This window comes from Pseudonocardia benzenivorans CB1190 (assembly GCF_000196675.2).
In the GTDB taxonomy this organism is placed as follows: Bacteria; Actinomycetota; Actinomycetes; order Mycobacteriales; family Pseudonocardiaceae; genus Pseudonocardia; species Pseudonocardia benzenivorans.
Genome location: NC_015312.1, coordinates 1,312,609 through 1,337,252, shown reverse-complemented (window position 1 = coordinate 1,337,252; position 24,644 = coordinate 1,312,609). Strand labels below are relative to the sequence as shown.

Annotated in this window: 22 protein-coding genes; 5 read left to right on the top strand and 17 right to left on the bottom strand. The window is 66.4% G+C overall.

The genetic code is table 11. From position 1 onward, the window contains the following. Positions 1–94 precede the first annotated feature (94 nt). A complete protein-coding gene (locus tag PSED_RS06450; RefSeq protein ID WP_041759348.1) occupies positions 95–400 on the bottom strand; it encodes a hypothetical protein in 306 nt (101 codons plus the stop codon). On the opposite strand from PSED_RS06450, the gene PSED_RS35605 reads away from it, so the two are divergent. From PSED_RS35605 to PSED_RS06435, 4 genes are all read left to right on the top strand, one after another. Then, a complete protein-coding gene (locus PSED_RS35605) occupies positions 288–551 on the top strand; it encodes a chromate resistance protein ChrB domain-containing protein (protein WP_407692847.1) in 264 nt (87 codons plus the stop codon). The genes PSED_RS06450 and PSED_RS35605 overlap by 113 nt on opposite strands. A gap of 71 nt (positions 552–622) precedes the next feature. Then, entirely contained in the window at positions 623–979 is a 357-nt protein-coding gene (locus PSED_RS06445) for a hypothetical protein (RefSeq protein WP_013673444.1), read from the top strand. Continuing rightward, a complete protein-coding gene (locus PSED_RS06440; protein ID WP_013673443.1) occupies positions 976–1,779 on the top strand; it encodes a hypothetical protein in 804 nt (267 codons plus the stop codon). Before PSED_RS06445 ends, PSED_RS06440 begins: the two co-directional genes overlap by 4 nt. Before the next feature lie 473 nt (positions 1,780–2,252). Then, complete coding sequence (locus tag PSED_RS06435) at positions 2,253–3,509, top strand: hypothetical protein (RefSeq protein WP_049803326.1); 1,257 nt, start codon at positions 2,253–2,255, stop codon at positions 3,507–3,509. Between the two features lie 169 nt (positions 3,510–3,678). Here PSED_RS06435 and PSED_RS06430 read toward each other — a convergent pair whose 3' ends face one another. The 7 genes from PSED_RS06430 to PSED_RS06400 all read right to left on the bottom strand — a co-directional run bounded on the left by PSED_RS06430 (position 3,679) and on the right by PSED_RS06400 (position 15,166). Further along, entirely contained in the window at positions 3,679–5,073 is a 1,395-nt protein-coding gene (locus PSED_RS06430) for an AbiJ-related protein (protein ID WP_013673441.1), read from the bottom strand. Positions 5,074–5,416: 343 nt separating this feature from the next. Further along, positions 5,417–8,929, bottom strand: a complete 3,513-nt coding sequence (locus PSED_RS06425; protein ID WP_013673440.1) for a DEAD/DEAH box helicase — start codon at positions 8,927–8,929, stop codon at positions 5,417–5,419. Next, positions 8,914–9,897: a hypothetical protein gene (locus PSED_RS06420; RefSeq protein ID WP_013673439.1), complete on the bottom strand. Its 984-nt coding sequence runs from the start codon at positions 9,895–9,897 to the stop codon at positions 8,914–8,916. The genes PSED_RS06425 and PSED_RS06420 overlap by 16 nt, the downstream gene beginning before the upstream one ends. Positions 9,898–10,702: 805 nt before the next feature. Next, entirely contained in the window at positions 10,703–11,368 is a 666-nt protein-coding gene (locus tag PSED_RS06415; RefSeq protein WP_013673438.1) for a hypothetical protein, read from the bottom strand. Between the two features lie 241 nt (positions 11,369–11,609). Next, positions 11,610–12,389: an IS21-like element helper ATPase IstB gene (gene istB, locus PSED_RS06410; RefSeq protein WP_013673103.1), complete on the bottom strand. Its 780-nt coding sequence runs from the start codon at positions 12,387–12,389 to the stop codon at positions 11,610–11,612. Next, positions 12,386–13,945, bottom strand: coding sequence for an IS21 family transposase (istA, locus tag PSED_RS06405; protein WP_103384716.1), 1,560 nt, complete (start codon positions 13,943–13,945; stop codon positions 12,386–12,388). Before istA ends, istB begins: the two co-directional genes overlap by 4 nt. A 174-nt stretch (positions 13,946–14,119) precedes the next feature. Next, complete coding sequence (locus tag PSED_RS06400; protein ID WP_013673437.1) at positions 14,120–15,166, bottom strand: AlbA family DNA-binding domain-containing protein; 1,047 nt, start codon at positions 15,164–15,166, stop codon at positions 14,120–14,122. 222 nt (positions 15,167–15,388) lie between these two features. Between PSED_RS06400 and PSED_RS06395 the strand changes: the two genes are divergently transcribed. Further along, the gene (locus tag PSED_RS06395) at positions 15,389–15,922 is read left to right on the top strand and encodes an NUDIX hydrolase (protein WP_083845099.1); all 534 of its coding nucleotides are present in this window, start codon (positions 15,389–15,391) and stop codon (positions 15,920–15,922) included. 1 nt (position 15,923) lies between these two features. Here PSED_RS06395 and PSED_RS06390 read toward each other — a convergent pair whose 3' ends face one another. From PSED_RS06390 to PSED_RS06350, 9 genes are read right to left on the bottom strand one after another with little or no spacing between them, the layout of a single operon-like run. After that, positions 15,924–17,633 (bottom strand): phosphotransferase, encoded by a 1,710-nt coding sequence (locus PSED_RS06390; RefSeq protein ID WP_013673435.1) that lies wholly within the window; start codon positions 17,631–17,633, stop codon positions 15,924–15,926. Next, positions 17,627–18,451 (bottom strand): inositol monophosphatase family protein, encoded by an 825-nt coding sequence (locus PSED_RS06385; RefSeq protein ID WP_013673434.1) that lies wholly within the window; start codon positions 18,449–18,451, stop codon positions 17,627–17,629. The genes PSED_RS06390 and PSED_RS06385 overlap by 7 nt, the downstream gene beginning before the upstream one ends. Then, on the bottom strand, positions 18,448–19,026 hold the full coding sequence (locus PSED_RS06380) for a P-loop nucleotide/nucleoside kinase family protein (RefSeq protein ID WP_013673433.1): 579 nt from the start codon (positions 19,024–19,026) through the stop codon (positions 18,448–18,450). The genes PSED_RS06385 and PSED_RS06380 overlap by 4 nt, the downstream gene beginning before the upstream one ends. Beyond that, positions 19,023–19,868: a nucleotidyltransferase family protein gene (locus tag PSED_RS06375; protein ID WP_013673432.1), complete on the bottom strand. Its 846-nt coding sequence runs from the start codon at positions 19,866–19,868 to the stop codon at positions 19,023–19,025. The genes PSED_RS06380 and PSED_RS06375 overlap by 4 nt, the downstream gene beginning before the upstream one ends. Then, the gene (locus PSED_RS06370) at positions 19,865–21,052 is read right to left on the bottom strand and encodes a hypothetical protein (RefSeq protein ID WP_013673431.1); all 1,188 of its coding nucleotides are present in this window, start codon (positions 21,050–21,052) and stop codon (positions 19,865–19,867) included. Before PSED_RS06370 ends, PSED_RS06375 begins: the two co-directional genes overlap by 4 nt. Beyond that, positions 21,049–21,924 (bottom strand): cupin domain-containing protein, encoded by an 876-nt coding sequence (locus PSED_RS06365; RefSeq protein WP_013673430.1) that lies wholly within the window; start codon positions 21,922–21,924, stop codon positions 21,049–21,051. Before PSED_RS06365 ends, PSED_RS06370 begins: the two co-directional genes overlap by 4 nt. Before the next feature lie 29 nt (positions 21,925–21,953). Then, positions 21,954–22,700, bottom strand: coding sequence for an HAD family hydrolase (locus PSED_RS06360; RefSeq protein WP_013673429.1), 747 nt, complete (start codon positions 22,698–22,700; stop codon positions 21,954–21,956). Beyond that, a complete protein-coding gene (locus PSED_RS06355; RefSeq protein WP_013673428.1) occupies positions 22,697–23,419 on the bottom strand; it encodes a ribulose-phosphate 3-epimerase in 723 nt (240 codons plus the stop codon). Before PSED_RS06355 ends, PSED_RS06360 begins: the two co-directional genes overlap by 4 nt. After that, positions 23,403–24,071, bottom strand: coding sequence for a sugar phosphate isomerase/epimerase family protein (locus PSED_RS06350; protein WP_233899325.1), 669 nt, complete (start codon positions 24,069–24,071; stop codon positions 23,403–23,405). Before PSED_RS06350 ends, PSED_RS06355 begins: the two co-directional genes overlap by 17 nt. Positions 24,072–24,644 lie beyond the last annotated feature (573 nt).

Sequence of the window (24,644 nt, the reverse complement as noted above, 5' to 3'; positions counted from 1 at the left end):
CGCCGCCCGTGCTGCCGAATCCGGCAAGGTCACCGCCGAGACCACCACCGCAGCAAGCCGGGACGAGAACGCCCGACTGTCGCTGGCCCGGCGGCTACGCGCCAAACTGCGCCGCATCCACCACCGCCGCGACTACTTCCCACCCACCGAACGCGACCAGGCCAGCGCCGCCGTCGACACCCTCGCCCAGCCCATCATCGACCCCAAGAGCAGCTCTCGTGAAATGAGCCACCCGCGCCAACATCCACATCGACCGCGCCGCCTGCGCCTGACTCATCCGCCGCCACATCGACCCCGGCGCCGAGTTCGTCTTCCTCGCCGACCCGGCCGACGCGACCCCGTTCGACATGCGTGGCGTCGAAATCTGCCGCCACCAAGGCGACTGCAGCTTCGAAACCATCCGCTCGTCGAAAGCGGGTTCTAGTTGGGGGCAAAATCGACAAAACCCGATCGGTAACCCCTCGACCTTGCGAAACCGCAGGTCAGACCCGGTTAAGGGGCTACCGATGCTCCGGTCCCTGTGGAGGTTAGGGGACCTTACTCGAACATAAAAGACCAGGTCAGGGCACTGGAAGAGCTCCGTGAGAAGCTTCCCAGCCTCGATACACCCGAGCCGCCGTCGATGAAGCGCGACCGCCCCGGCCGCGCTCGGCAACTCCGCTCCGATCAGGTCGAGCAGCTGATCGCCGGCTACCGGTCCGGCGCGACGGTGTACGAGCTCGGTGACAGGTTCGGCGTCGAACGGCGGACGGTCAGCACCATCCTCCACCGACATGGCGTGCCGATGCGCCGCCGCGGCCTTTCGCCCGATCAGGTCGACGACGCCATCCACCTCTACAACCTTGGCTGGTCCCTGGCCCGAGTCGGCGATCACCTCGGCGTCAACCACACCACGGTGCTGAACAAACTGCGCGAACGCGGCATCCCCACCCGCGACACCCACGGCCGCCCGCGCGTCGAAGCAGGTGGTCCTCGATGACCAGGCGTGCAGCTATGTCGACGCGATCAGCTTCGGACGGGGCCTCCGTCGTACAGGCCGTCACCGTGATCATGGGCGTCGTCGTCGGCCTCACCTTCCTCTTCGGCTTCGGCAACGTCCTCAACCTCGCCTTCCGGCTCGGCGTGCCCACTTGGGTCGCTCCGCTCGTGGCTCCCGCGGTTGACCTTTCGATCCTCGGGCTTCTGCTCGGCACCCGGCATCTGGCTCTCACCGGTGCATCCTTGGAGGTGCTACGGCCAGCGCGTCGACTGCTGATCTTCGCCAGCGTGGTCACGCTCGCGCTGAACGTGGCAGAGCCTCTCGTCGCGAGCGAATTCGGTAAGGCGGCGTTCGACGCGGTAGGGCCGCTCCTCCTGATCGGATGGTCCGAGGTCGGCCCTGGCCTGTTGCAAGCGATCGGCGCAACAAGTCGTACGCCAGTCGCACGCGAGGTCGAGCGGTCGGAGTCGGCTACCGATGTGCCTTCGAATGACGGTGCGCCGGAGACGCAGGCGCAACCTGACGAAGACGTTCTGCAGCAAGGTCGAGAGAAAGCAGCCGTTGAGCGCACGCCGGAGGCGCTCTTGGCTCAGGCGCGGCGCGAGGACGCCGCTCATCGTGCGGCTCACCAGAAGCCGATATCCGCCGACACCTTGCGCGTCCGGCTCGGGGTGGGGGCTGCTCGGGCCCGTCACCTCGTCAAGACCGTCCGGGCCGAGTTCGACGAGCAGGTCGGGGCCCAGCGAGCCGAGAGTGACGTGGCGGATGAGACGCATGCGAGAGCGATGCTCGTGGCCTAGCGGTGGCAAGCGTAACGCCAGGTCGAGCAGGTACGACGCTTGGTGATAACCGAACGGGTGAGGTGATGGCGTGGGTGGTGAGGACGACGAGCTCGCTGGATTGCTGGCTGCCTGGTGTGAGGACATCGACAGCGTTCCAGCGCCGACCATGCTTGAGTTGGAGGTCGCGCTCGTGCTCCATGCCGACTCAGTTGTGACGCCCGCGGTGCGTCCTCCCACCCAGTCCCGCCGGTTCGGGACGACGGAGTTGCGTCGTCCGTGCTTTGGTGGCCGCCGTCGCCCTCGGCTCACTCATTCTCCAGGGCGACGCTGACTCTTCCCGTCCGCTCGGGCCACGGTCTTCAAGACGTTCGGCAGCGGGCCGCCAGACGGAGCAGAGGACCACGAAAGTGTCGAAGGTGAAGCAAGGTCTAACGCTCAGTGACTGTCGCGGCGGTCGGAACGGATCCGGCGCAGACTGTCGTGATGTAGGTATGACGCAGATCGACGAACGGCCAGCACAACGGCACGCGGAGGACCGGGTGAGCGATGAGCGCGAGCCAACCGCGGCCGAGATCCTGGAATGGCGCCGCGACGGCGTGTTCCTTCCCGATGGGAAGGCAACCCCGGAAGAGTTTCCAAGCCTGAAGAACATGTCGGCCGGCTTCCTGTTCAATGGCGTGCTCCGTCCGCTGGAACCCGCTCCGCCCGAGTACGTGGCGCTCCCGATGGCCCGATCGGACATGGAGCTGGTCGGAGCGGTCGGGCAGTGGAACATGCTGTGGGAGTCAGCCCAGTTCCGGCGACGCTTCTTCGACATGGACGACCTGCCCAAACCGATGGCGAAGATCGCAGACCTCGGCGACGTCAACGTCACGTTCGTGCCTCGGACACGCGCCCGGTACTTCGAGTACGCGCCGCTCTTCCACCTGCTGCCCAAGCGCGTCCTGGACATGTTCGGACTCCCGCTGTTGCGTGGTGGCCAATGGCCGTTCATGGCTGACTGGGCAGGCATCGACGACTTCCTCCCGACCGACTTCGAAGCCCGGCTGGCCAGCGCCTGGGCGTGGACGGTCTGGCCGCACCTGATGTCCGGGTCGAAGATGAAGGCGTTCTCGGCCGACGACCCGATCCGGCTGCTGGCCCACAACCTCGACTTCTGGGTGCCCGCGGTCACCGCGACGATCCAGGACCGGCTGAGGGACTTCCCCGAGGTCGACAAGGGCAAGACCCCCAGCCCGGTCACCTTGGAGGACGGGAGCGTGCTCGCCGGAGCTATCGCCGGCAATCCGCGGATGGGCGGCCCTGTGTGGTTCGGTGAGGATGACGCCCAAGACGCCGTGGTTGAGACCGTGGATGCCGCCGACCGGACCGGCCAACTCCGCGGCATCCTGGACGCCGTCCGTTCCCACCGCGTAGAGGACGACTTCTCCAGCCAGTGGTCGTATGCACGCGAAGACTTCGAACGCAAGCTGCACGGCAAGCGACGCAAGGTCACGGTGAAGCTCGTCGAGTTGACCGACACGATCCCGGTCCAAGGGCCGGAGAGCGAGGTGTTGGGCAATCTGGTCACCAACGACTTCCTCGCGCTCATGGATGCGCGTAACCAGCAGATCGTGGTGCTGCTCAACAGTGGCATGACTAAGAAAACCGAGATCGCCGAGGTTCTCGGCTACGCCAACCACAGCGCCATTTCGAAGCGGCTGGCACAGATCCGCCGAACCGCGGAGGTGTACTTCGACGGGACCTGAGTCGCTGGGCGAGCCGTATATCGGATGCAATGACGCTGCCGATGTCGCTCCTGACTCGTTGTGGACACGCTGGACCCTCGGCGGGCCGAATCTGTGCCGATCACCGCTGAGGTATTGCTGTGACCGGTCGTCGCGCCGGACGGCGGCCAAACGTACTCGAACTGGTCGTTTACGCCCGATATGACCCAGCTAGGAGCCGGTCGAAGAAGTCTGAGACGGTCTTAGTGGCGCGGTCTTCGCTGAGTTCGTAGCCGCTGAAGCGGTAGACCTCGTATCCGGCCAGGCGAAGGTCGCGATCGCCGCGGGTGGTCTCGCTGTAGATACGAGGGCTCGGTTGCCGGGAGGGGGTCGCGTAGTGCTGTTCCCCATCGACTTCAAGCACGACTCGCCTGAGCCCAGGCAACAACATCAGGAAGTCCATGCGTTGGTTCAGGAAGGCGTCCTCGCCGCGCTGTCTCCGCGAGATTGGATCCCAATGCAACCAAACCTCCGGTAACAGCGCGAACAGCGGGTCGTGGTCCTTCGCGTAGTCGTAGTATGCAACGAGTAGCGCGTGCTGAGCTGGTGACGCATCGGCACAAACTGTCACTAGCCGTCGCCAAAGCTCAAGCTTCGCCTGGTCGGCGGGGATGCCCTTGCGGTGCGACCACCATGACTCTACGTCTCGCCAGGTCAGGCCGCGATCGCCGACGGGGACGTCGTAGGTGAGTACGGCGTCATCCCCAGTCAATATCTCGATGCTCTGATCAAGCACGTCGCGCAGCCGCAGCGCAGGCTTACCGTGCCGACCGGCAAAGAGGATAAGTTGGGCTGGCCGAGGTCGGGTTCCCAGCGCAACGATCGTGAAGGTCGGGTAGCCGTCATTCGTGCCGGACTCCGTAACCTTCAGGCCCGCGCGGGCAAGGATCGGCGAGATGGCTGCGACCATCTCCCGCTGTCGTGCCTCCCTCGGGTTCACCGACGCAGACAACAGCCCTTCCAGGAACAGCACGAACCGGCGATCTCCACCGTTTAGAGCACCGATCTCCTTGAAGAACTGCAGCGTTGTCCAGTCGCCCGGGAAGCGGAACATGTGCCGCACGACCGGCTCATACGGGTCCGTGGGCTCGAACGACCACTCGGGTGAGGGCAACACCCAGTGCCGCTTGACCAGGTTGAGAAGTCCGTCCGCCTCCAACCAGATCGCATCGAACGCGTCCAGCGCTTCGGCGACTTCACGGCGTGTCCGGGCGGTAATCTGCGGCCAGTTTTCGCGTGACCAAAGCAGGTCCTCGACTCGGTTGCTCAGTTCGATCGTTAGATCACCATGCTTGAGGAAGCTGGCACACACGGCCTCGTAATCACTCGGTGCAATGGCGTCGAACGCCATGTCGAGCCGCTGCCGTTTGGACAACGGCTTCCCCTCGCCGACCTGTGACGGGTCCGGATGCTCCGGTGGTATGACCAAACCCAACGCTGTACCCGCTTTGTCCAGGTCGACGTGCCGAAGATGGTGCAGACCTGACACGAGCTCTCTGGTTAACTCGCGGGCGTCGATATTCGCATCAATCGGGTCGGCTGCCATCTCAGACCCCAGCGCTGCGCGGACGAGCGAACACGGCATCGGACCCAGATGGCCGCGTCAATACGACCGGTTTCGCCTGACCCGACAGGTACACCGTCTTCACCATGACCTCATCGTGCACCGTCGTAACTGACCATCGTGAGCCACCTTCGGTGGAAGATGCCGATTCCGCCGAGCTGGCAGGCAAACGGAGGATTCGTCGTGCCCGAAGCCGTGAACTTCGAACAGTACCGACCGTCGACCTGCAGACGTCGTCACCGCAGTCAGCCGTCTTCGGTCGCCCCTAGGAACCAGTTGATCTTCGCCGCGTTCTTGAGGGTCCAACGCTTGACCTCCTCGCTCACTAGTCGGAACCGACGATTTCGGGAGCCACGAAGTGCAAGTCGTGGCCTTGCATGGTTATGACGATGTCAAGCCCGCTCGCTAGGACAGCATCGACATCTGCATGTAAATCGACATCGACAACTGCGACCGCTAGGCCGGAGTCGCTGACGATCTGCAGTTCGGAGGGTGCATCGGTCGTTGTCGAAATATAGACGATCTCCGGCACCTGATAAGCAATTGCAAGCTCACTGCGAAGTGTCACTTGGGCGCGTCCTGTCTCAAGCAGAGATCGCAGCACATTGTTTCGACGAGCCCGGATGAACTGCAAGAGATCGAGGATCTCGCGTGCCACCGCGTCAAATGTGCTCCGCCAGCCTCGGATATGGAGGCTCGCGAGCCATGACCGTACGTCTTCAACCTCGACACCTTGGCGCTGCGCCTCGCTCCCGACGGCATGTGCCAATCGACGAGAACGCACTCCTTCGTTGAGCAACGCCAGAGCGTGCGGTGTGTTGACCCCGTGTCGGATGCACCATGCGGTGTCGGGCCGAAGGCGGCTTACAAGCCCGGCTTCCTCAAGGCCGGCGTTGACTTGCTCGACGAGCACGCCGACAGTCCAAGCCAAATAGTGTTCGAATGTTGAGCTGATGGCGTCGACAGTCTGTTCCAACTGCCACTCGACGGCAAGACCGGGAAGGATCCGTTCGGCAAGAGCAGGAACGTCAAGGCCGTCTATCCAGCCGGTCAATCCATCTACGATGGACACATCGATTAGGTTCTTGGTTCCCTTAGCCCTCGTCGACCAGAACTTCCAGCAGTTGTCGGCTTCTGGTTGTGCCAACAGTAATGTGAGTACTTGTTGTTCTGACAACAGTAGAATAGTCTCGTTGAGTGGCCAGTACCATGCGTCATCAGGGATAGCAACGCCCTGTTGGCGAAGCTCATATTCCCGTGCGGCAACAGCGCCAACTACCCGACCGGCTATAGCATCTAGCCGCGCCGCGGTACCGAGCGAGGTTCCGGCAGCTGTCCAACGCCGTCGCTGCGCTGGGCTTGCACGTTCATAAGTGGCTCGAACCTGTTCGGCCAGCCGCAGCCAGCGTTGCCGAAGCGCCGGGTCCATCTGCTGAAATGCCAGTAGTTTGTCGAGGACGATGTCCATCTGGATGGGATCGTCGAAGACCGTCCACAGTGGCTGCAGCGTCGTTAGGACAAACCATGTATACGAGACGAAGTCGGACGCGACTGTGTCCGGCGCAAGTTGGAAGACCGCGTCAGCCGTAGTGGCGATGAGCTCCTCTGCATCGGCAAGGGCTGTCAGCGACTCGTCTGCCAAAAGAGTGGAGCGGGCTTCCAGCGCCTCGTCATTCGGGCGAAGCTCATCAAAATCCTTGAGTTCGGAGCGCTTCTGTAGCGCGAGCACGATCCAGCCTTCGGACTCACGGCCGGCCCGTCCAGCTCGCCCGATGGCGTTCATAAGCCGCGCGGCTCCGAGTTGAGCGCCAGGGTGTTGACCTTCAAACCGAGTTTCGGCGATCACGACTGTCCGAACCGGCAGGTTTACCCCGTCGGTCAGCGTGCTCGTAGAAACGATCGCCAATAGGACCTCGGTTCGGACTGCCTCCTCGATCGCGTCGAGAACGTCGACGGGCAGGCCGGCATGGTGGTATGCGACGCCGTGTTCGGCACACGCAATCAGCGGGTGCTGGTCGCCGAGCCGCTCACGGAGAAATTCGACGAGCTCACGCGCGACTTCACGCAGCGGTAGGTGATCTGCCAAGGATTTGGCAGCGTCACGCGCCATGGTTCGCGACGACACGATCATCAATAGACTGCCCGCGTGCGTCAGTATGGAAGCTGCCGCGGCGAAGATCTTGTACCCAGGCGTGCCGCCATCCTTACTCCTGACTCCAGTCGATGTTTCCTTGAGAATCAACTCACCCAGCGGCTGTTGAGGGCTTGTAGTAAGTGTCGTGACCGGCCCCGCCTCGGCAGGACGAAGACGTAGCTGCGCCACCTGTGGCACAGTGACCCGCGTTGGGTACTGTGCCGACTTTCGGAGACTCCGCACCGCGGAGTCCCAGACTGGCAAGGTGTTGAGTAGCGCATGGAGACGGCGGGGTCCCCGCCAATCAGACGTAAACAATACTTCTGGACGCTCAGAGTCAAGCCAGGACGCGAGCGAGGCAGCATTTCCGAGTACGCCGGAGAGAAGCACAATCCGCGGGTTCTCGTCCGCCGCCATGAGGTAAGCGAGCAGTCCTTCTACCGTGAACCCTCGCCCTGGTTGCGCCAGTAGGTGCGCTTCATCGATGACGAACAAGGAAAAGCGTTGCATGACAGCGTCGGCGTCATGACGCAGCAGGTGCATCAGTCGTTCGGGTGTCGTAACCTCGACGTCGGCGGGGTCTTGCGAGAACGACAAGATGTCGAACAGGTCGCTGTCGTCACTCAACTCGCGGTTGAGTACCCGAAGCCGTCCCGACAGCGCTTTTCGCATCTCCCGTCCAAGGCTGCGCAACGGGGTGACATAGCAGACTCCCCCCGGCTGCGTCGCGATGTGAGTGCAGATGATCAGCTGCGCGAGCAACGTCTTCCCTGCACTGGTAGGTACTGACAAGAGCAGCCGGCGCGTGGCTGGGTCCAAAGGGTTCATTCCTGGCCGCTCAAGCAGTTCTCTTTGAGGTGGCCACAGAGTCAAGACCGGCGGGTCAGCAAGGCAAAACGCCTGCGCCACGGCGCTCGGGGTTCCAGGGGGAAGGATCGAGTAGAGGCTGCCAGATTCAAGGCCATCGGCGATCGACAAGAGGTGTGCGGCTACCCAGCGGGCGTCGAGGTCTCCGGTTCCCGCAGTACCGTCCAGGACGGACACCAGCGCCGCTCGCGCTACTGGCAGCTGGCGGGCGGTGCCGAATGCTAAGAACCGGAGCAGCGACCACACGGCGCGCACGATCTGTTGTGCTGGACCAAACATCGTCGACTGGAGGTCGTCGAGCTCGACTGTTGTGGCGAGTTCGGTGAGTTGGCGTCGCCAACTGCGAAGTAGGGGGAACAGGAACCTCGTGTCGAGGCCGAGGAAGGCAACGCCGGCCTCGACCGCCAGTGTGTCAGCGTGATCGACTAGTGGTGTGGTGTCGACGAGGAGGTCCGAGACACGGCGGTATACCGCCGTGGCGTTCGGGTCGAGGTCAGCGCGTCGGTAGCCGACTTGTGCGCCGAAGGCAAGGTTCAGGCGTTGGCGTGCATCATGGCGGGGGTCTGCCAAGGTCAAGTCGAAGACGTGTGCGCTTACGGCAAAAGCTCGACGTTGTCGTGCCGGCGTATACAACTCGGCGGCTTCCGATGCCGACGCAACCGCGTGGAGGTACCACGCAGCACGTTCGAGGTTCTCGTCAACGGCGAAGTCTCCGCGGAAGGCCCTTATTTCGACGTCGGCGATCAGGCTCGCCAGTTCTTGTGGCGATGGCAGGACGCCCGTCTGGTGGACACCAAGTGCCTCGACGAGGTCCGGCAGGTTCAGAGCGCGCTCCATACCATCCTCCTGACTTCGTTGGCGAACTCAGTGAAGTTTTCGATCACGCAGAGCAGTCCTTCAAGTTGCCCCGCATCGGCGAACTGATCCAAGGTGCTCTCCAGCGGGGAGAAGCACGTCGCGGGAGGGGTTACGGTGTTCGTGGCGACCCCGACTCCTGCTCCTGCTCGTGGGTCTGCGTTGATCCACAGATCACCTAGCTCAGCAAAGAGGCTCCCGAGATCACCGTCTGTCTGGCGATGAGCGCTGGTGAGCTTGGCCAGATACTGCAGGCCCCTGATATTGAGCTGGTCCGAGGCGCGCTGCACGGTCGCAGTGACTACCGAATTTTCGGTATTGTGTTTCTTTATTTCCCACAGTCTGAAGAACAGTGAGGTGTTCGCGCCTGGCGGTGCATACACCACGAAACCGTCTTCACCTTGTTCAGTAACAGAGTAGCTCGGTTCGCTAAGGTATTGGCGCACGCGATGTGAGGCTTGCTGTTCTTTCATGATGAGATGCCACAACCACTCGGCGACGAATCCCTCCAGATGGTTGCTCTTTCCCTTTTTTTCCTTGGTGTCGCCGGACTGGACAGCGTTGGGCCGACCAAAGACAGAGATGATAAACGATGAGACAAGTTCTAGATCGTCGTCGGCTACGGCGTTCCCGGACAGGGCTGCCGCTTGCCAACAAGGGAATGCTCGTGATTTTCCGCATCGGAACCTCATGATCGCCTCTGCGAGGATCCACGCGACTGCACTGCGGCGGTCGGCGGAGAGGCCAACCATCGCCACGAGGTCCCATGCGCATTTACCGGGTGCATGCTGACCTCTGAACTCACTCACCAAGAGGCGACTGACCTGGTTGTCATGCTGAGCCGCGAGTCGGGCGGCCTCGGCCGGGCTCGTCGGCGGCACGACGGTTGCAACGGGGTGGTCACCTCGCGAACCGTCCGCCTCGGACGCGCTTCCGACGACGCTCTCCATCCGGTGGACCCTACGCCGATGTCACCTCTGACCTGGGGAAGCTCGCCGACGGGGCGCCCAAACGGCCTAGTGCGGCACGGCGAGACTCACCCCAGAGTGCCGACGTCTGGCTACAGCCCTGCCTACTCACGCTTCCGTAATGCGGAGAACGGAACGAGTTGGTCGACTAGCTGCAGCTTGCTGCCTCGGCCGTCTGCGAACGGGATCTCATAGTTGACGACGCGAGCCAGTCCCCTTCGACGCTCGGGAAGCGACCATGGAGTCGTCCTTGGACCTCGCCGGTCAGGTCGAGGCCGGTCTCGATGACGTGACGAGGGGCATCCGAGGCACGAACGAACAGCGCGTCCAGTCGGACCCAAACTGCGGTGAGCACCGGCCTGCATCCGTGGAGGTCGTCGCCTTCCCATGCTGTGAACGGGCTGTCGAGCAACTGGATCACCTGCCTACCGCGGAGCCGGAGGGCGCGGTAGGCGCAGGTCAAGGTAAGGCTCGTCATCAAGTTCGGCGCGCATCGGGCTCGTGCCGTTGACGGTTAGCCTCCAGCAATGGTCTGCGCCTGGCGTAGCAGCGCAGGCCGGACAGCTGACGTGGACCTCGTCGTCAACCACGATCGCACTGCACTCCGCCGGACGTAGAACGTGAAGGCCGAGCTTGCACGTGGCGGGCAAGACGGCGACCTGCGTGCCAGTTCCGTCGACCCGGCAGCACAGTGCGCCGTCTGACCGAGTATTTGAACGCATCTGCAGGTCCACGACCGACAACATACACCCGAGTCGCACATACGTTCGAGGAACGTGGGTGATCTCTACAGTTGATCTTCGGATGCGTCCGTGAAGCCGAACGCTTGTCCCATGTACACGAACGCCTGGCGAGTCAGCGCTCGCCGGAGTTCCCGTGGAAGCTGCGGTGGCGCGGTGATCGTCACGGCCATGCTCGTGAGCTGGGCATCGACGCGCTCGCCGAATGCCGCGAAGTCGACCAGGTCGGTCAGTAGCGGCGGTGGCCCCGGAACATCGTGCTTCTGCTCGGCGCTCAACCGCAGCTCTACGGTCGGAGGGCCGGCCCACCGGCCGCCGCGCGGATCAGGAGTGATGATTGCTGGCAGTACCTCGGTCGCGGTCTGCCATGCAACGGAGAGGAACTCGGTCAACTCCTCCAGCGAGAGCCGGAGATCGGCGCTGGCTGCTACCTCACCTGACAACCCCAGCACGTCTGCCCAGGCCGCGAGATCGTATATCCGCAGCTCGGCGCAGGTCACGACAGCCGAGGACGTCGCGTTCGGCAGCGCAGCCATCACCTCGCCAGACAGCGCCGAGCGGTGGTCGGAGGTCTCGATCGTGGTCGAGAAACTGGCAGCATCACGAGCGTTCCGGTTGGGGCCTGGCTTCCACTGAGCGGCACGCAAGTCGGCACCACGCCGCTGCGACAGGATGGTCACGGCGCCGGCCAGCTCGCTGATCGGCAAGGTCATGGCGAACTCGCGCCGCCGAGCGGTCGGTATCTCTCGTTCTCCATTCCCAACCGAGGGCAGCGTTGCGATCGCCCGAACACGTAGCAGCGGCGGCGCGCCCCCGCCGGTCCAGTTCCCGGCGTAGCGGGTCGTGGTGAGGCTGAAGCTAGGGCTGGGCTCCCACGTCCAGGTCCGACCGGTGTCAACGGCCAGTTCGTGGTCCCCGCTGGTGGCCAGGTGAAAGTCCCCGGTCCGGGGTCGTTCAGCTGGTGTTGATGGGGGCTCCCTTCGCGGTCCTGGCCTCGCGCATGCGGTAGGAGTCGCCGCTGGTGACGACGACGTGGGCGTGGTGCAGGAGCCGGTCGAGCAGGCTGACCGCGGTGGTGTGTTCGGGCATGAACCGTCCCCATTGATCGAAGGGCCAGTGCGAGCTGATGGCGAGGCTGCGGCGTTCATAGGCGGCGGCGACGAGCCGGAACAGCAGCTGGGCGGCGGTGTCGTCGAGCGGGGCGAACCCGATCTCGTCGATGATGATCAGGTCGTGGCGCAGGGTCTGGCCGATCAGCCGGCCGACGGAGTTGTCGGCCAGGCCGCGGTAGAGCGCTTCGACCAGCTCGGCCGCGGTGAAGTAGCGGACCCGGTGCCCGGCCTCGACCGCCGCGGTGCCGAGGGCGACGAGCAGGTGGGACTTTCCGGTCCCTGCCGGCCCGACCAGGGCGAGGTTCTCCGGAGCGCGGATCCACTCGAGTGAGGCGAGGTAGTCGAACGTGGCCTTCGGGATCGAGGAGGCGGACAGGTCGAACTCGTCGAGGGTCTTGGCGACCGGGAACCCGGCGGCCTTGCGCCGGTTCGCGATGTTGGAGGCGTCCCGGGCGGCGACCTCGGCCTCGACCAGGGTGCGTAGCAGCTCTTCGGGGCGCCAGCGCTGGGTCCGGGCGGTGAGCAACAGCTCCGGAGCCAGGCGGCGCATCGCAGCGAGCTTGAGCCGCTTGAGCCCGGCCTCGAGGTCAGCATCGAGCGCCGGGGGCTTGCTCGCGGTCATGACGCATCCCCATCGACCACCGCGGTGTCCGGCTCGGTAGTGGTGGTGATGGCGTAGTCGGCCAGGGAGCGGGTCGGGACCGCGGGCAGCTCGACGACCAGGGCTTCTCCGGCCGGGCGGGGCCTGGGTGCGGCCGCGCCGGCGGCGAGGATCGAGCGGACGTCCTCGGCTCGCCACCGCCGGAACGCCGTCGCCCGGGCCAGCGCGTCGAGCAGCGCCTGTTCGCCGTGGGCCTGCCCGAGGCCCAGCAGCTCACCCAACTCAGTCCCGAGACGGGCCGATCCGGCCGCGGCGGCGCCGGTCAGGAACGCCGCCGCGATCGGGCCGAGCGCGCAGAACGCCTTCTCCTGCGCGGTCTTGGGGCGGACGGCCCGAACCGGAGTGGCAGGGCGGGGACCGCCGTAATGCGCGTCGATCACCGACGCCTCACCCGGCCCGACCAGGCGGTGCTCGGCCAACACCACCCCACCGGTCATGCTGCCGGGCGTGGCGGTGGTGAGGATGGTGAGCCGGTCGGCGTGGGTGCGGACCTCGACCCGGGTGCCGATCGCGGTGGTGGGCACCGAGTAGCGAGCCGAGCCGAACCGGACACAGGAGAGCCGGTCGACCTTGCGCAGCACGGCCGGGCCGGTGACCCGCGGCCGCAGCGACGGCAATCCGCCCAACACGGCGAGCTCGTGCTCGGCCAGGCGCCGGGCCGGAACGGCGGCGATCTCCGAGTGCGTCGCCGCGTTCACCTCGACGCACCACTGCCGGGCGGCCTCGTTGGCCGCGGCAAGGTCCACCGGCCGCTGACCTGTGCTGGAGTCGAGGTCGGCGACGAGACCACAGCCGATGATCAGGTCGGACTTGGCGTAGCCGACGAGGTTCTCCACGATGCCCTTGGACTCCGGATCGGCTCCATGGCAGAAGTCTGGGCGGAACCGGTAGTGGCTGGCGAAGCGCACGTAGTCCGGCGTCGGAACGACATGGTCGGCGACCACGGCGGCTTTCAGGCAGCCCATCCGGTCGGCGAGCACGACCTTGGGGACCCCGCCGAGGGTCTCGAAGCACTCGGCGAGCATGGTCAGGGTCGTCTCGGCGCGTTCGTCGGTGGCGAAGCGGACGAACCGCACCCGCGACCAGGCCAGCACCGCGCAGAACACGTGTAGCCCGGCGAGCACGCCCCAGTCGATGACCAGGTGCTCGCCCGGGGACCACACCGCCGGACGGCGGCCGCGGTGATGATCGCGGCGCCAGTCGGCCTTTACCGTCGCGACCAGGCGGCGGAAGTTGCGTGCCGAGCCCTCGTAGCCGGCCGCGCGGGCTTCGGGCAGCAGCCGCTTCGCCGAGATCCTGCCCTGGGTCTTCCCGACCCGGGCCGCGACCAGCTCGGCGACCGACTCGTAGTTCCGGGGCCGTGGCTTGCGTTGCGGCGCAACACCTCCTCCCTCATGGCGTTCGATGACCCGGCGCACCGTCTTCGGGGTCGTGGCGCAGATCGCGGCCGCGCCGCGATAACTGCCCACCTCCCGATAGGCCGAAATGATGTCCATCCGTTCCCTCGCAGACTTCAATGGGAGACCCCTGGGCGGTGCGGTGGCTGGCTTCGACAACCGCCACCGTCACCGCCCAGGGCCTCACCGCCCGGTACGACACGACGAGGGACCGGGGACTTCTAACTGGCCACCAGCGGGGACCTCACACGGCCACCCGCGAGGACCTGCACCTGGCCACCAGCGGGGACTTTTTCATGGCCACGGACAACCGGAATCAGCGCGGACCAGCAGGCCAGTTCCCCAGCGTCCTCCGCGCAGCTCGACCACGGTGGCCAGTTCGTTGACGACCCGTCCGGCCCGCGTGCTGTCCTGCTCGATGAACGGAAGCCCGAGGGCACCGAGCACATCACCGTCCGGTACTCCGCTCCCTGCAGCGTGCAGCGCGTCCCATACCGATTCTGCGATCGTGACGGGCAGCTGGTCAGGTAAGGCACAAATGATCCACCCGTCAGCCGGTCCACCCGATTCGAACTCCTGGGCGACACCTGGGCCGATCCGGTAGACCTCGGTCGTTGGCCGACCCAGGTGAATTAGCTGACGCGCCCGCTCGTATGCCTCCCGAAACGGCCGTCTCCAGCCCGGCTCGCCGACCCCGACCTCGTGTGCCGGTCGAGCTGCGTCCGCGGCGCGACTGGCGGCGGAGACCGCCTCGGTGACCAGCGCAGAGAGCACTTCCTCACTGGGGCCGCCGGCCTCCGCCCAGCCGAGCGCCAACAGCCGGCGGATCTCAGATTGTGGCAACCAGTGGGTACCATCGGCCTCCCGCACCGGAACCGCTACCGAGCGCTCACTCGCCTTGTCGTTGCCCGACGGCCCTGGTACGACGAACGGACGTTGTGTTTGCGATTGGGCGGGGATGTCGATCACCAGGACACCTCGTGCGTCGCCGCAGTCGATCCACTCGACGGTGAAGCCGCGTGGGGGCGGCACCACGCGGGTCCTGATGAGCTTGCGGTGCTGGTCGAGGTCCACCTTGTCCCTGGGAATCGGGCCCAGTTCAGAGACGATCTCTTCGCCGTTCTCGACCTGCGTCTTGAACCCGATCAGGAGCAGGCCGCCGGTCGCGGCGTTCGCGAACGCCGCGACGTCCTTGACCAACTCCTCCTTCCCGGTTGCGCTATCCAGCCGATATGGGCCGCCCTTGACGTCGAGCCAGGCGCACTCCCGCAGACCGATAACAGCGGCTGGATCGTTGATGCGCAGGGCATGCCGAACGTCGTCCAGGCTGGTAGCTGACATGCGATGCATTCTCCCTGGCCCGCGTCGGTGGCCTTCGGCAGCTGGGCTCTGCGACGAAATGCCATGTCGAAGAGGCGTGGGGGTTCGTCGGTCGACGGAGCAGCGGCGAGCGCAGCGTAGCTGCATGCCTTCTTAGTCTCAGTTTTCATCGCGGTGCACTTCCGCCGCCATCCGGCGCACGTACGCAGGACCCGTGCTGGTCGAGGCTGGCAAACTCATGGAATGATCAAGCACTTCACATCGAGCGTGTTCGTCTTCGGGCTGGTCGGTGGAGTGTGGCGCCTTGGATTGATCGAGCATCCTCGCCTCAGGCGTTGGATGATCCCCGGTGGTCATGCCGAACCGGGCGAGTCGCAGGTTGATGCTGCACTTCGCGAGGTCGAAGAGGAAACTGGCCGACGGGTTCGGTTGGTGCGGCCCCCCGGCCCAGCAGTCCCGCCCGACTTTCCCCGCACCGTTCTGACGATGCCGTGGTGGATCACCGAGCAGCCGGTGCCGCCGGATGGGCACTGCGGGAATCGTCACGTGCATGTCGATCACCAGTACGTCGCCTTCGTCACCGATCCGGACGAGGTGACCCGGAAGCCTGAGCACCCCTTCCGCTGGACCGACCGGGATGAACTCGACGGCCTCGCGATGTTCGCCGACACGCGGCTGCTCGCGGCCGGCTTGTTCGCGGTCGTGCCGATGCTCGGCGCTGGCGACTTCGACGCGGTGTCCGTTCTGACGTCGCTGGCTAGCGATGGGCAGTCGTGATTCAGCCTTGAAGGGCGCGAACCCGGTCGTGCAGAGCGGTGAACTCCTCGACCCGCTTGGTGCGCTGTTTCCAGAGCACGGCAAGCCACCGCAGCGCGATGGTGCGCCGCGCGGCCTCGAATCGGGCGCGGTTTGCCGGCGTGACGCCAAGGTCCGCTTCGGCGCTGGCCCAGACGTCGTCGGGAACGACGCGGGCGCTGATGTGCTCGATGTGGTCGGCGGCGTCGACGGCGATATCGGAGAAGCCACTGAACTCGAAGTCTGCGACGTAGGTGGACTCGCCGTCGTGGAGCCAGTTAAGCAAATTCGCGTCGCCACGGGAGTAGACGCGGGCAGCGGGCTGCGCGAGCAGTTCGGCGTCGCCGCTGTTTTCCCAGCGGTGCAGGAGGGCGAGCATCTCAGGGGTCTGGGGATCGTCGGCGGCGTCGGCGAGCTGGCCGGGCCAGACATCAGTGAGCCGGGCGATGTAGTGGCCGATGGAGTCGACGCGCTCCAGGCTGGCCAGCGGCTCTTTGAGCGGAACGCTCTGGAGAGCGCGGGTGGTGGTGGCCAGCGACTTGATGGCTGTCGTCGGGTCGAGAACGTCAAGGATCGGTGCGCCGGGCAGCAGCGTCATGCCGAGGGCTGGCTGTTCGGGGTCCTCGTCAAGCCACAGCGGTTCCGGTGCGCTCCCCAGGCCGGCGGCGTGGGTGAGGCCGTGCCACTCGCGCTCGACGCGCTGCCGGTCGGTCTTCTTGTAGAGCTTGATACAGATCGGTGTGGGGGCCGCGGTCCAGACGAAGACGTCGTTGTTGCGACCACCGTCGAGTGCGCGCAACCCGTGTTCGTCGAGCGTGGCGGCCAGTGCGTCGGCTCCGGCCGCACGCGCGGTGCGCAGGGCGCTGAGCAGGTCGATGGGAGCGGTGTTCTCGCGGTGGCTGGCCAACGTGGTCATCGTCTCGGACTCTCGGTTTCGGCTCGGCACGGATGGACGTGGTCTGGCGGGGCCAGCGTAGGAGACGGGCTCGGCGGTTTCGTGGTGCCCCGCACACGGGCCCAGGTCGATGTCGCCCGTCTGGCTGATCTGACGCAAGGCGGCATGAATGGCGAGGTGAGTGTCGACCGGGTCGAGGTCGATGACGTCGAGGACGGTGAGCTGGGGGTCTCGTTCGGCAAGCAGTGCGTAGGCGTGGTCGACCCAGGTGAGGTGAGCGCGCTGCTCGTCGGTGGATGCGGGACGGCGGTCTCCGCCGCGTTCGTCGGCGCGACGGGCGGCCACGTTCGGGGGTATCCGCAGCCACAAGGCTCGGGTGGGGCGCGGCCCGGCCAGTGCTGTGAGGGCGTTTAGCCAGTCGAGGGCGATCTCGGCAGGCGCGCGGTGCTGGCGGAGTAGGGCGGCGATCGCGTAGGAGGCCATCGTGTGGATGCCGCGGTCTTCGATCACGACGCCGGCAGGGTTCTCGGCCAGCGCCGGATCGAGGACGGTGGCGACGAGGTCAGCCCGAATCGCGGCAGTGATCATGGTGTCGGTGATGGCGTCGCCCGTGCGCAGGAACGGATCGTCGCCGGTGCGCAGCAGGTCGACGAGGGTAGCCGAGATGGGCTCGGTGTCCAGGGTGGCCAGGTCGGGGAGGACGGTGACGTGGTGGCCGTTTGCTTCCAGGCACCTCGCGAGCATTCGGCTCTGTGTGCTCTTGCCGGCTCCGGGCAGCCCTTCGAACGTGATCAGCACGCCACGACCTCCTTGCCGGTGAAGCCGTTGATCGCGCTCGCACGCTGGACGATGTCGAGGATCTCCTCGATCAGGGCGGGTGCGGCGGCGATGGTGCAGCGTGAGGCGGTGGTGTGGTCGGTGCCGTCCAGATCAGTCACGTGGGCGCCGGCTTCGCGGGCGATGACCGCTCCGGCGGCCATGTCCCAGGTACGGTTGCCGAGGGTGATCGACGCGCCGAGCGCAGAGTCGGCCAGCAACGCGAGGTCGGCCGCGGCGGTTCCGAGCATCCGGATGCGTTGCGCTCGGGGCGCGAGGGCGGCGTGGATCGCCAGCATCGCCGCATTTCGAGCGGCGGCGTCGGGTCCGGTGCCGTAGTCGCCGATCGCGATGATCGCCTCATCCAGCCGGTCCGGGCCGGCGATGCGGATCGGGTTGCCGTCCCGGCAGGCGCCGAGGCCGTCCGCCGCCCAGTACGTGCGGTCGAGCTGGGGTAGGGCGATTACTCCGAGCAGAGGATCCTCGTCAACGACCAGGGCAAGGGAGATGCCGATCAGCGGGATGTCATGGGTGAGGTTGGCAGTGCCGTCGACCGGGTCGATGACCCAGCGGGTGCCGCTGGTCGGGCCGCCTTCTTCTTCGCCTTGGACGCCGATACCGGGAGTGGCGCGGCTCAGCTCGTCGCGCAGGATCCGTTCGATGGCGAGGTCGACGTCGGTGGCCATGTCCCGGTCGCCCTTGCCAGTGCAGGTACGAGGGCGGTGGGTGCGCAAGAACTCCGCGCCGTGCGCGACGGTCGCCTGGGCGATCAGCAGCAGTCCTGGCAGTTCGGTGGTCACGAGGTCTCCACGGTGGTCGGGGCCAGCAGATGAATCACGGCGTCGGAGGGCGCGAGGGTGTCCAGGTGCCGAAGGACGATGTCGACGTTGGTCGCGACGGGCTTTCCGGAGTCCAGCAGCAGTTTCGGGCCGGTAATCGGCACGGCGGTGGCAGCGAGTTCCTGGTGTAGCTGCGGGGTGCGGTTGGCCGCTGGGTGCCGGCCGTGCTGGTGATCGACGGCCAGCCGGGCGTGCGTGACCTCGACCGGGCAGACGCATTCGAGCAGCAGCAGGGGTTGGTGGTGCGTCGCGGCGAAGGCGCGTAGGTCTTCGATCTGGCCGGGGGCCAGCCAGGTTCGCCCGTCGAGCACGACGGTCGTGGCGGGAGCACGCATCCACTGCCAGACGGCGGTTGCGAACAGGACCTGGACGCAGTGGTCGTCCTGGTCGCGGGTGTAGGTGGTGTGCTCGGTGCCGAACAGCGCGTGTCGGACGGTGTCTTTGCGCAGCAACAGCGCACCGGTGATGTGGCTGGTGAGCTGCTCGGCCAGCGTGGTCTTGCCGACGCCGGGTAGTCCGGCCAAGGCAATGATCATCGGTGCGGCTCCTCGTCGATGGCGCAGCGGGCCGGGTGGGCGGGCAGCAATGGCCAATGCGAGCGCAGCACCGACCAGCCGGCGAGGACGTCGGCGTGGTGCGGGGCGGGCGGCGACGTCGTACGTAGCTGGCGGATCGCGTCGGCGGCGAGTGCCCAGCCCGGCTGGGTCGCGAGCCGGGCCAGTGTGTGGTTGACCGCGTCGGACGGGGCGAGGACGGGGAGCGGATGGTCGTGCGGGGGAACCTTGACGCTGGTGCGGCGAGCCAGCAGATCGGGGGCGTCGTCTTCGGTGCCGCTGCGAGGCAGGGTCGTGGCCAGGTCGACGACGATGAGCGGGACGATCGGGTCGCCGGTCGGCCGCGTCCAGGTCCCGCTGTCCCGGCTGGGCTGGTAACCCTGGGAGCGGAGGACGGCGTAGGTGCGTTCAGCGTCGCCATGCGCGATAAGCAGGTCGATGTCGCTGAACTGCCGGGCACCGGTGCTGGCGTAAAGGGAATGTTCCACGCTGAGTCCCCCGAGCACGACGGCGGCTACGCCAGCGGTGCGCAACTTCGCGGTGTCGGCGAGCGCGGCCACGCGGCAGGTATAGGTCTTGTACCGGTTGGTTCGCAGCGTGCTGTCGAGGAATCGCGTCACCGTGCGATCCAGCTCGGCGACGGGGTGGTCGTGCAGGTACGCGGCCAGTAGGCAGAGGGTCTTCGACCGCACCGACTGCCCAAGTACCGCGCCCAGTTCGGCCACCACGGCACGGGCGATCGTCTCGTGGTTGTCGGCGCCGGTGCCCCAGCACAAAGCCCGGACGGCGTCCTCGGCGAAGCGGCATGCCCGTCGGTCGGTCATCCCCAACCACCCGGCCTGGCCGCTTGGGTCGCTGCGTGGTCGAGGAGGGCAACTACACGGGCTGCCAGCGCCGCGGGCGAATCGGTAACCGGGATCCGAACACACGGCACGGTTCGAGCGAGCTGGTCTGCGACGGCGGTGAGCGAGAGCGCGGTCCGATCTTGGTCGGGCGGCAGCAGCCAGTGGTTGCGGTGCGAGGTGGTGCTGGTGACCGGTTCGTGCATGAAGAACTGGGTGCGTACCAGGACGTCGCGGACCTCGGCCGCAGGTACCGGCTCGGGCGGGAGGTCGCTGGCACTGCGGTAGGGCCAGAGCATCAGCGTGGGCCGGACCTCGCCAACGATCCGCATGTCGGGCAGCGTGGCCCGTAGCTCGTCTGGCTCGATCGCGATCTTGCCGCTGAGCGCGGCCTGGCCGGCCAGGCCGTTCTGCTGCTGTTCTGCGGACAGGAACCTGCTCATCCCCGGAACGGCGTGCAGCGTGCTGGCGGTGGCGCGCAGGTGCATCGGCCAGGCGTGGCCGACCGTGCCGCCGTCGGGGTCGCAGTGGAGCAGAAGCCGGTCGTTGGTGACGAAGTCCCCGCCCACCAGCCGCAGCGCGCTCAGCAGGGTGGTGGTCTTGCCCGCGCCCTTCGGCCCGGCGATCAGCAGGCCGTGCCCGGCGTGCACGAGCGCGGCGGCGTGCGCGTAGACCGCGTCGTGCTCCAGAAGCTGGGCGGTCATCGCCTGTCGCACGAGTCGGGCGGCGAAGAACCGCGCGGCGTCCAGGTCGCTGGCGTGCACGGTGATCGTGCCGAGCAGGTGGTCGAGGTGCACGAGGGTGGCGTGTTCGCGGATCCAGAACGCTCTCCCGCCGGGCATGCCGATCGACTGCGCCTGCAAGTTCGGGCCGATGTCATGGTCGTCCGTGTCGGCGAACAGGGCGGTCGCGCCGGCCTGGTCGACGGGAACGCCCGTGTGCAGGGTGATGGTCCACCGGCTGGCCGCGGTCCTGGTGCGCGCGTAGGAGTAGAGCGTGGTCTCTGCGTCCCTGATCAGCTCGCCGCGGTCTGCGCGCAGGGTGACGCTGGCCGCTCCCTGGGTGAAGCGGCGCGTCGCGCGAGCGGGTGCGGCGTAGCCGATCAGCGGCCGGATCGGACAGGAGGCATCGGTGGGCGCGGGTTGATGCTTGCGCGAGCTCGTCATGGCGCCGTGGCGAGGACTGGGCGGTGGCCGAAATGCGCGGCGTGCTCCTGCAGCCGAGCCAGTTCGGCGGCCGGAGCATGGCGGTAGAGCGCGGCCAGTCCAGAGGGCATCAGCAGGGCCTCGGCCCAGCTCGGGAATTCACCGCGCCGCAGAGGTCGCTCGGTGAGCTCGCGGCTGGAGCCGACAACGGCGATCTCCGAGGCCGTGCGCGCGATGGTCAACTCGGGAGCGGGCGCCGCCCGGTACTTCAGGTCACTGTCGACCGCCTCCCGGCTGGTGTGTCCGGTCCGCAGGTCAGCGACATCGGTGTAGATGTTGAACACCACCGCCGGGGCGTCGAGCACGGCGGTCAGGTGCCAGGCACCGAAAGGGATGACGACGTGATCACCGGCCTGACATACGTGATAGTCCATTGTGGAGTTACCGTCGTCGTCGATGTTGGTGTGCAACATGAGAACCCGGCCGGACAAGCACTGGAAGATTTCGACCTGAGCCGCGGTGTTCCAGTGGCCGAGCGACCGGCCGAGTTCCGGGCTGTGGCCGAGGTTCGCCGCGGTGTAGACGACGAGGTCGGCGAACCAGGCGTGCGTGCCGTCCGCGTCCGCGTCCGTCTGGTCGGTCTTGGGCCGGGGCGCGGCGATGTCGCGATAGGCGAGGTAGAGCTGCGGGTCGATGCCGTGAAGAAGCATCGCGCGCACCTCGTCGGGGTTGGCCAGGTAGACCGACCCGTCGGCGTCAGCGCCCGCCAGCAGGTCGCGGAGGTGGCGGGCCCGGCCTTCGCAGGTTGATGCCGCGACGAGCAGGTCCAGGCCGCTCGGCGGCAGCAGGCGGGGAGCGACACGGGCCGTGGGGATGTCCAGCGGCGTGATCATCAAACGGGTTCCTCGGTTGGGTGATGGGCTCAGGAGCAAGTGGCCAGGACGGCGATCGGCATCTGGTCGAGGCTGGTGATGGCCCGCACGCCGGCAGGACAGGGCTTGCCACCCGGGTTGAACAGCACCGCGCGGCATCCGGCGTTCAGCGCGCCGTGGATGTCGGTGGTCACGCTGTTGCCGACGTGCACCACCCGGCTCAGATCCGTACCTGCGGCGGTGGCGACCGCGGCGAACATCTCCCAGCGTGGTTTGGCCAGCCCGACGTCAGAGGAAAAGACGGTCTCGTCGAACACGGTGGTCAGGTCGTGGTCGTCGAGGATGAGCCGGGATACCGACGCCGGAGTGGCCAGGGTGTTGGAGGTCAACACGAGCCGAGCTCCGGCCTGCCTCAGTGCCCAGAGCGCGCTGTGCGCGCCGGGGATGATGTCGGGGCAGGCTCGCAAGACCGCATGAGTGTGCGGGACGAGCAGGGTGTCGATCAGCCGCGTGTCGAGGGGCAGGCCCATGACGGTGAGCATCTGCTCGACTTGGCCACGCACCGGAGGTTGTTCGCCAGTTGTACGTTGACGTCGTTGGGTGTCCGCGCGCACGGCGAGGATCGCTTCACGGACCTTGCCGTCGGGAAGGTCGTGACCGAACTCGGTGAGCACGGTCTCGAACTCGCGAATCCGCCAGGCGGCTTCGGCCTCGCGATCGCCGTATGTGATCAGCGTCCCCCACAGATCGACGCTGACCACCCAGCCCTCCAACGGATCTGCCGCGACCGGTGTCACGTCCGCTCCTCGACGCGCTCTCCGTCGAACGCCACGTCGCTCCGTTGGCGGTGAAGCCAGGTGGTGGTGGCGGCGAGGTCGTCGCTGCCCAGCAACAACGATCCGGCGACCACAGCGTCGGCACCCGCGTCGGCGAGCTCGGGAACGGTGTTCTCGCGGATGCCGCCGTCGGCAATGACCGGAAGCTGGTCTTGGCCGGTGCGGGCGGCCAACGCCCGCAGCTGCCGCACACGATCCGGCGCGGCCGGATCCATCGTGGTGCCCTTGGTGCCCAGCGGTGTGCCGATGAGAACCACGAAGTCGATGTCGTCGAGGTGCGCTTCCACGGTGTCGACGGGCGTGTCCAGGCGCAGCGCGAGGCCGGCGGCACCGCCCCGCGTCCGGATCGCTTGCAGGGCGTCGGCGACGTCGTCGGCTTCCGCGTGGACGGACAGCAGGTCTACCCCGGCGCGGGCGAAGTCCTCGACCAAGGGCAGGGCGTGCTCGGCCATGACGTGGACGTGGAAAGGCACCTGCGTGTGCGAACGCAGCGCCGCGACGAGGTCGGGGAAGAACAGCGGGCTGGGCACGAACCGGGTGTCGGAGGCGTCGATGTGGAAGACGTCTGCGTAGGGGGTCAGCCGGGCGACCTCCGCGCCGAGGTCGGCCAAGTCAGCCGACCACAGCGACACCTCGACCGCGAGCCGGTCCCGCGGGTATAGGTCAGCCAGCGGCAGCATTGCTGACCACCTGGGTGGAAACGGGGAAGTGGGCGCGGCAGTGTTCGACGGAGCTGGCGATCAGCTTCAGCACCTCGGTGGAGTCGTCCTCGAACCGCGGGTAGACCTCCAGGATTACCGAGATGTCGGCCAGGTTGTTGTCGACCAGGCAGGTCGCGAGCGCGCCGACGTCGAAGGTGCCCTGCGGGTGCGGCCAGCCCCAGTGCGGGTCGCCGTGGCCGTCGGTGTTGTCCAGGTGGATCTGCCGGATGCGCGAGCCGAGGTTGTGGATCCAGCTCTCGATCCCAGCGTCGGCGCCGTGGAGCCGCTGGAACAGTGCGTGTCCGGTGTCCAGTGTGAGTCCCACGTTGTTGACGCCGCGCCCGCGCAATGTGTTCAGCAGGGTCTGGCAGTGGTCGATGTAGGCCGGGTACTCCCGCAGGATCGGGGTCGGCTCGACCAGCAGCTCGCGGACTCCGACATCGGTGGCGCGGCGGGCGAGTCGTTCGAGGTGGTCGACGAGTTCGTCCTGGCGGTCGGCTCGGCGGGCGGGATCGGCTGCGTCGGTCTCGCTGATCGTGCCCATCGGGCCGCCGACGGCCGGAGCGCCGAGTTCGGCGGTGAGGTCGATGGCGCGTTGCCACATGAACAGTCGATTTGGGTGGGTGGTCACCTGCCGCTACTCGTGATCATGTGGTCACCTTGGCTGCGCAGGTTGCCATCTCTTCGTACCCCACTTCCCGTTGCCCGATGGTTATACATTGCCTCACCTCTCGCTACTCGGCCGCCGCGGGGCTGCAAACCAGACAACAATTCGCCGGTGCCAACCTCTGCCGAACCCGATACTCATAGCAATTTGCACCCACTTATTACTCGGGCTTGACAAACACATTTTCGAACGCTTGTCAATACTCAACTCGCTTGGGTTCTCCATGGATTGAATCGCGAGGGTGAAGTCTGAATATCAGAACACTCACGGTTCGCCATTCTCGGCATTTCGCCATTTCGTAGATAACAAAACCAAGAGATGAGCTGTCCGCATCCGCCGGGACCTCCGCCGCGCCGGTCGCATCCGCCGGGACCTCCGCCGCGCCGGTCGCATCCGCCGGGACCTCCGCCGCGCCGGTCGCATCCGCCGGGACCTCCGCCGCGCCGGTCGCATCCGCCGGGACCTCCGCCGCGCCGGTCGCTCGCTTCCCTATGCAGCCGCATATTGCCGGCACGAACAGTGTCTGACCAGCGCCCG

Coding starts and splice junctions, on each gene's coding strand:
- PSED_RS06450 (WP_041759348.1), bottom strand. CDS start 400: ATGGTTTCGAAGCTGCAGTCGCCTTGGTGGCGGCAGATTTCGACGCCA.
- PSED_RS06445 (WP_013673444.1), top strand. CDS start 623: ATGAAGCGCGACCGCCCCGGCCGCGCTCGGCAACTCCGCTCCGATCAG.
- PSED_RS06440 (WP_013673443.1), top strand. CDS start 976: ATGACCAGGCGTGCAGCTATGTCGACGCGATCAGCTTCGGACGGGGCC.
- PSED_RS06435 (WP_049803326.1), top strand. CDS start 2,253: ATGACGCAGATCGACGAACGGCCAGCACAACGGCACGCGGAGGACCGG.
- PSED_RS06430 (WP_013673441.1), bottom strand. CDS start 5,073: ATGGCAGCCGACCCGATTGATGCGAATATCGACGCCCGCGAGTTAACC.
- PSED_RS06425 (WP_013673440.1), bottom strand. CDS start 8,929: ATGGAGCGCGCTCTGAACCTGCCGGACCTCGTCGAGGCACTTGGTGTC.
- PSED_RS06420 (WP_013673439.1), bottom strand. CDS start 9,897: ATGGAGAGCGTCGTCGGAAGCGCGTCCGAGGCGGACGGTTCGCGAGGT.
- PSED_RS06415 (WP_013673438.1), bottom strand. CDS start 11,368: ATGACCTTGCCGATCAGCGAGCTGGCCGGCGCCGTGACCATCCTGTCG.
- istB (WP_013673103.1), bottom strand. CDS start 12,389: ATGACCGCGAGCAAGCCCCCGGCGCTCGATGCTGACCTCGAGGCCGGG.
- PSED_RS06400 (WP_013673437.1), bottom strand. CDS start 15,166: ATGTCAGCTACCAGCCTGGACGACGTTCGGCATGCCCTGCGCATCAAC.
- PSED_RS06395 (WP_083845099.1), top strand. CDS start 15,389: ATGATCAAGCACTTCACATCGAGCGTGTTCGTCTTCGGGCTGGTCGGT.
- PSED_RS06380 (WP_013673433.1), bottom strand. CDS start 19,026: ATGATCATTGCCTTGGCCGGACTACCCGGCGTCGGCAAGACCACGCTG.
- PSED_RS06375 (WP_013673432.1), bottom strand. CDS start 19,868: ATGACCGACCGACGGGCATGCCGCTTCGCCGAGGACGCCGTCCGGGCT.
- PSED_RS06370 (WP_013673431.1), bottom strand. CDS start 21,052: ATGACGAGCTCGCGCAAGCATCAACCCGCGCCCACCGATGCCTCCTGT.
- PSED_RS06365 (WP_013673430.1), bottom strand. CDS start 21,924: ATGATCACGCCGCTGGACATCCCCACGGCCCGTGTCGCTCCCCGCCTG.
- PSED_RS06355 (WP_013673428.1), bottom strand. CDS start 23,419: ATGCTGCCGCTGGCTGACCTATACCCGCGGGACCGGCTCGCGGTCGAG.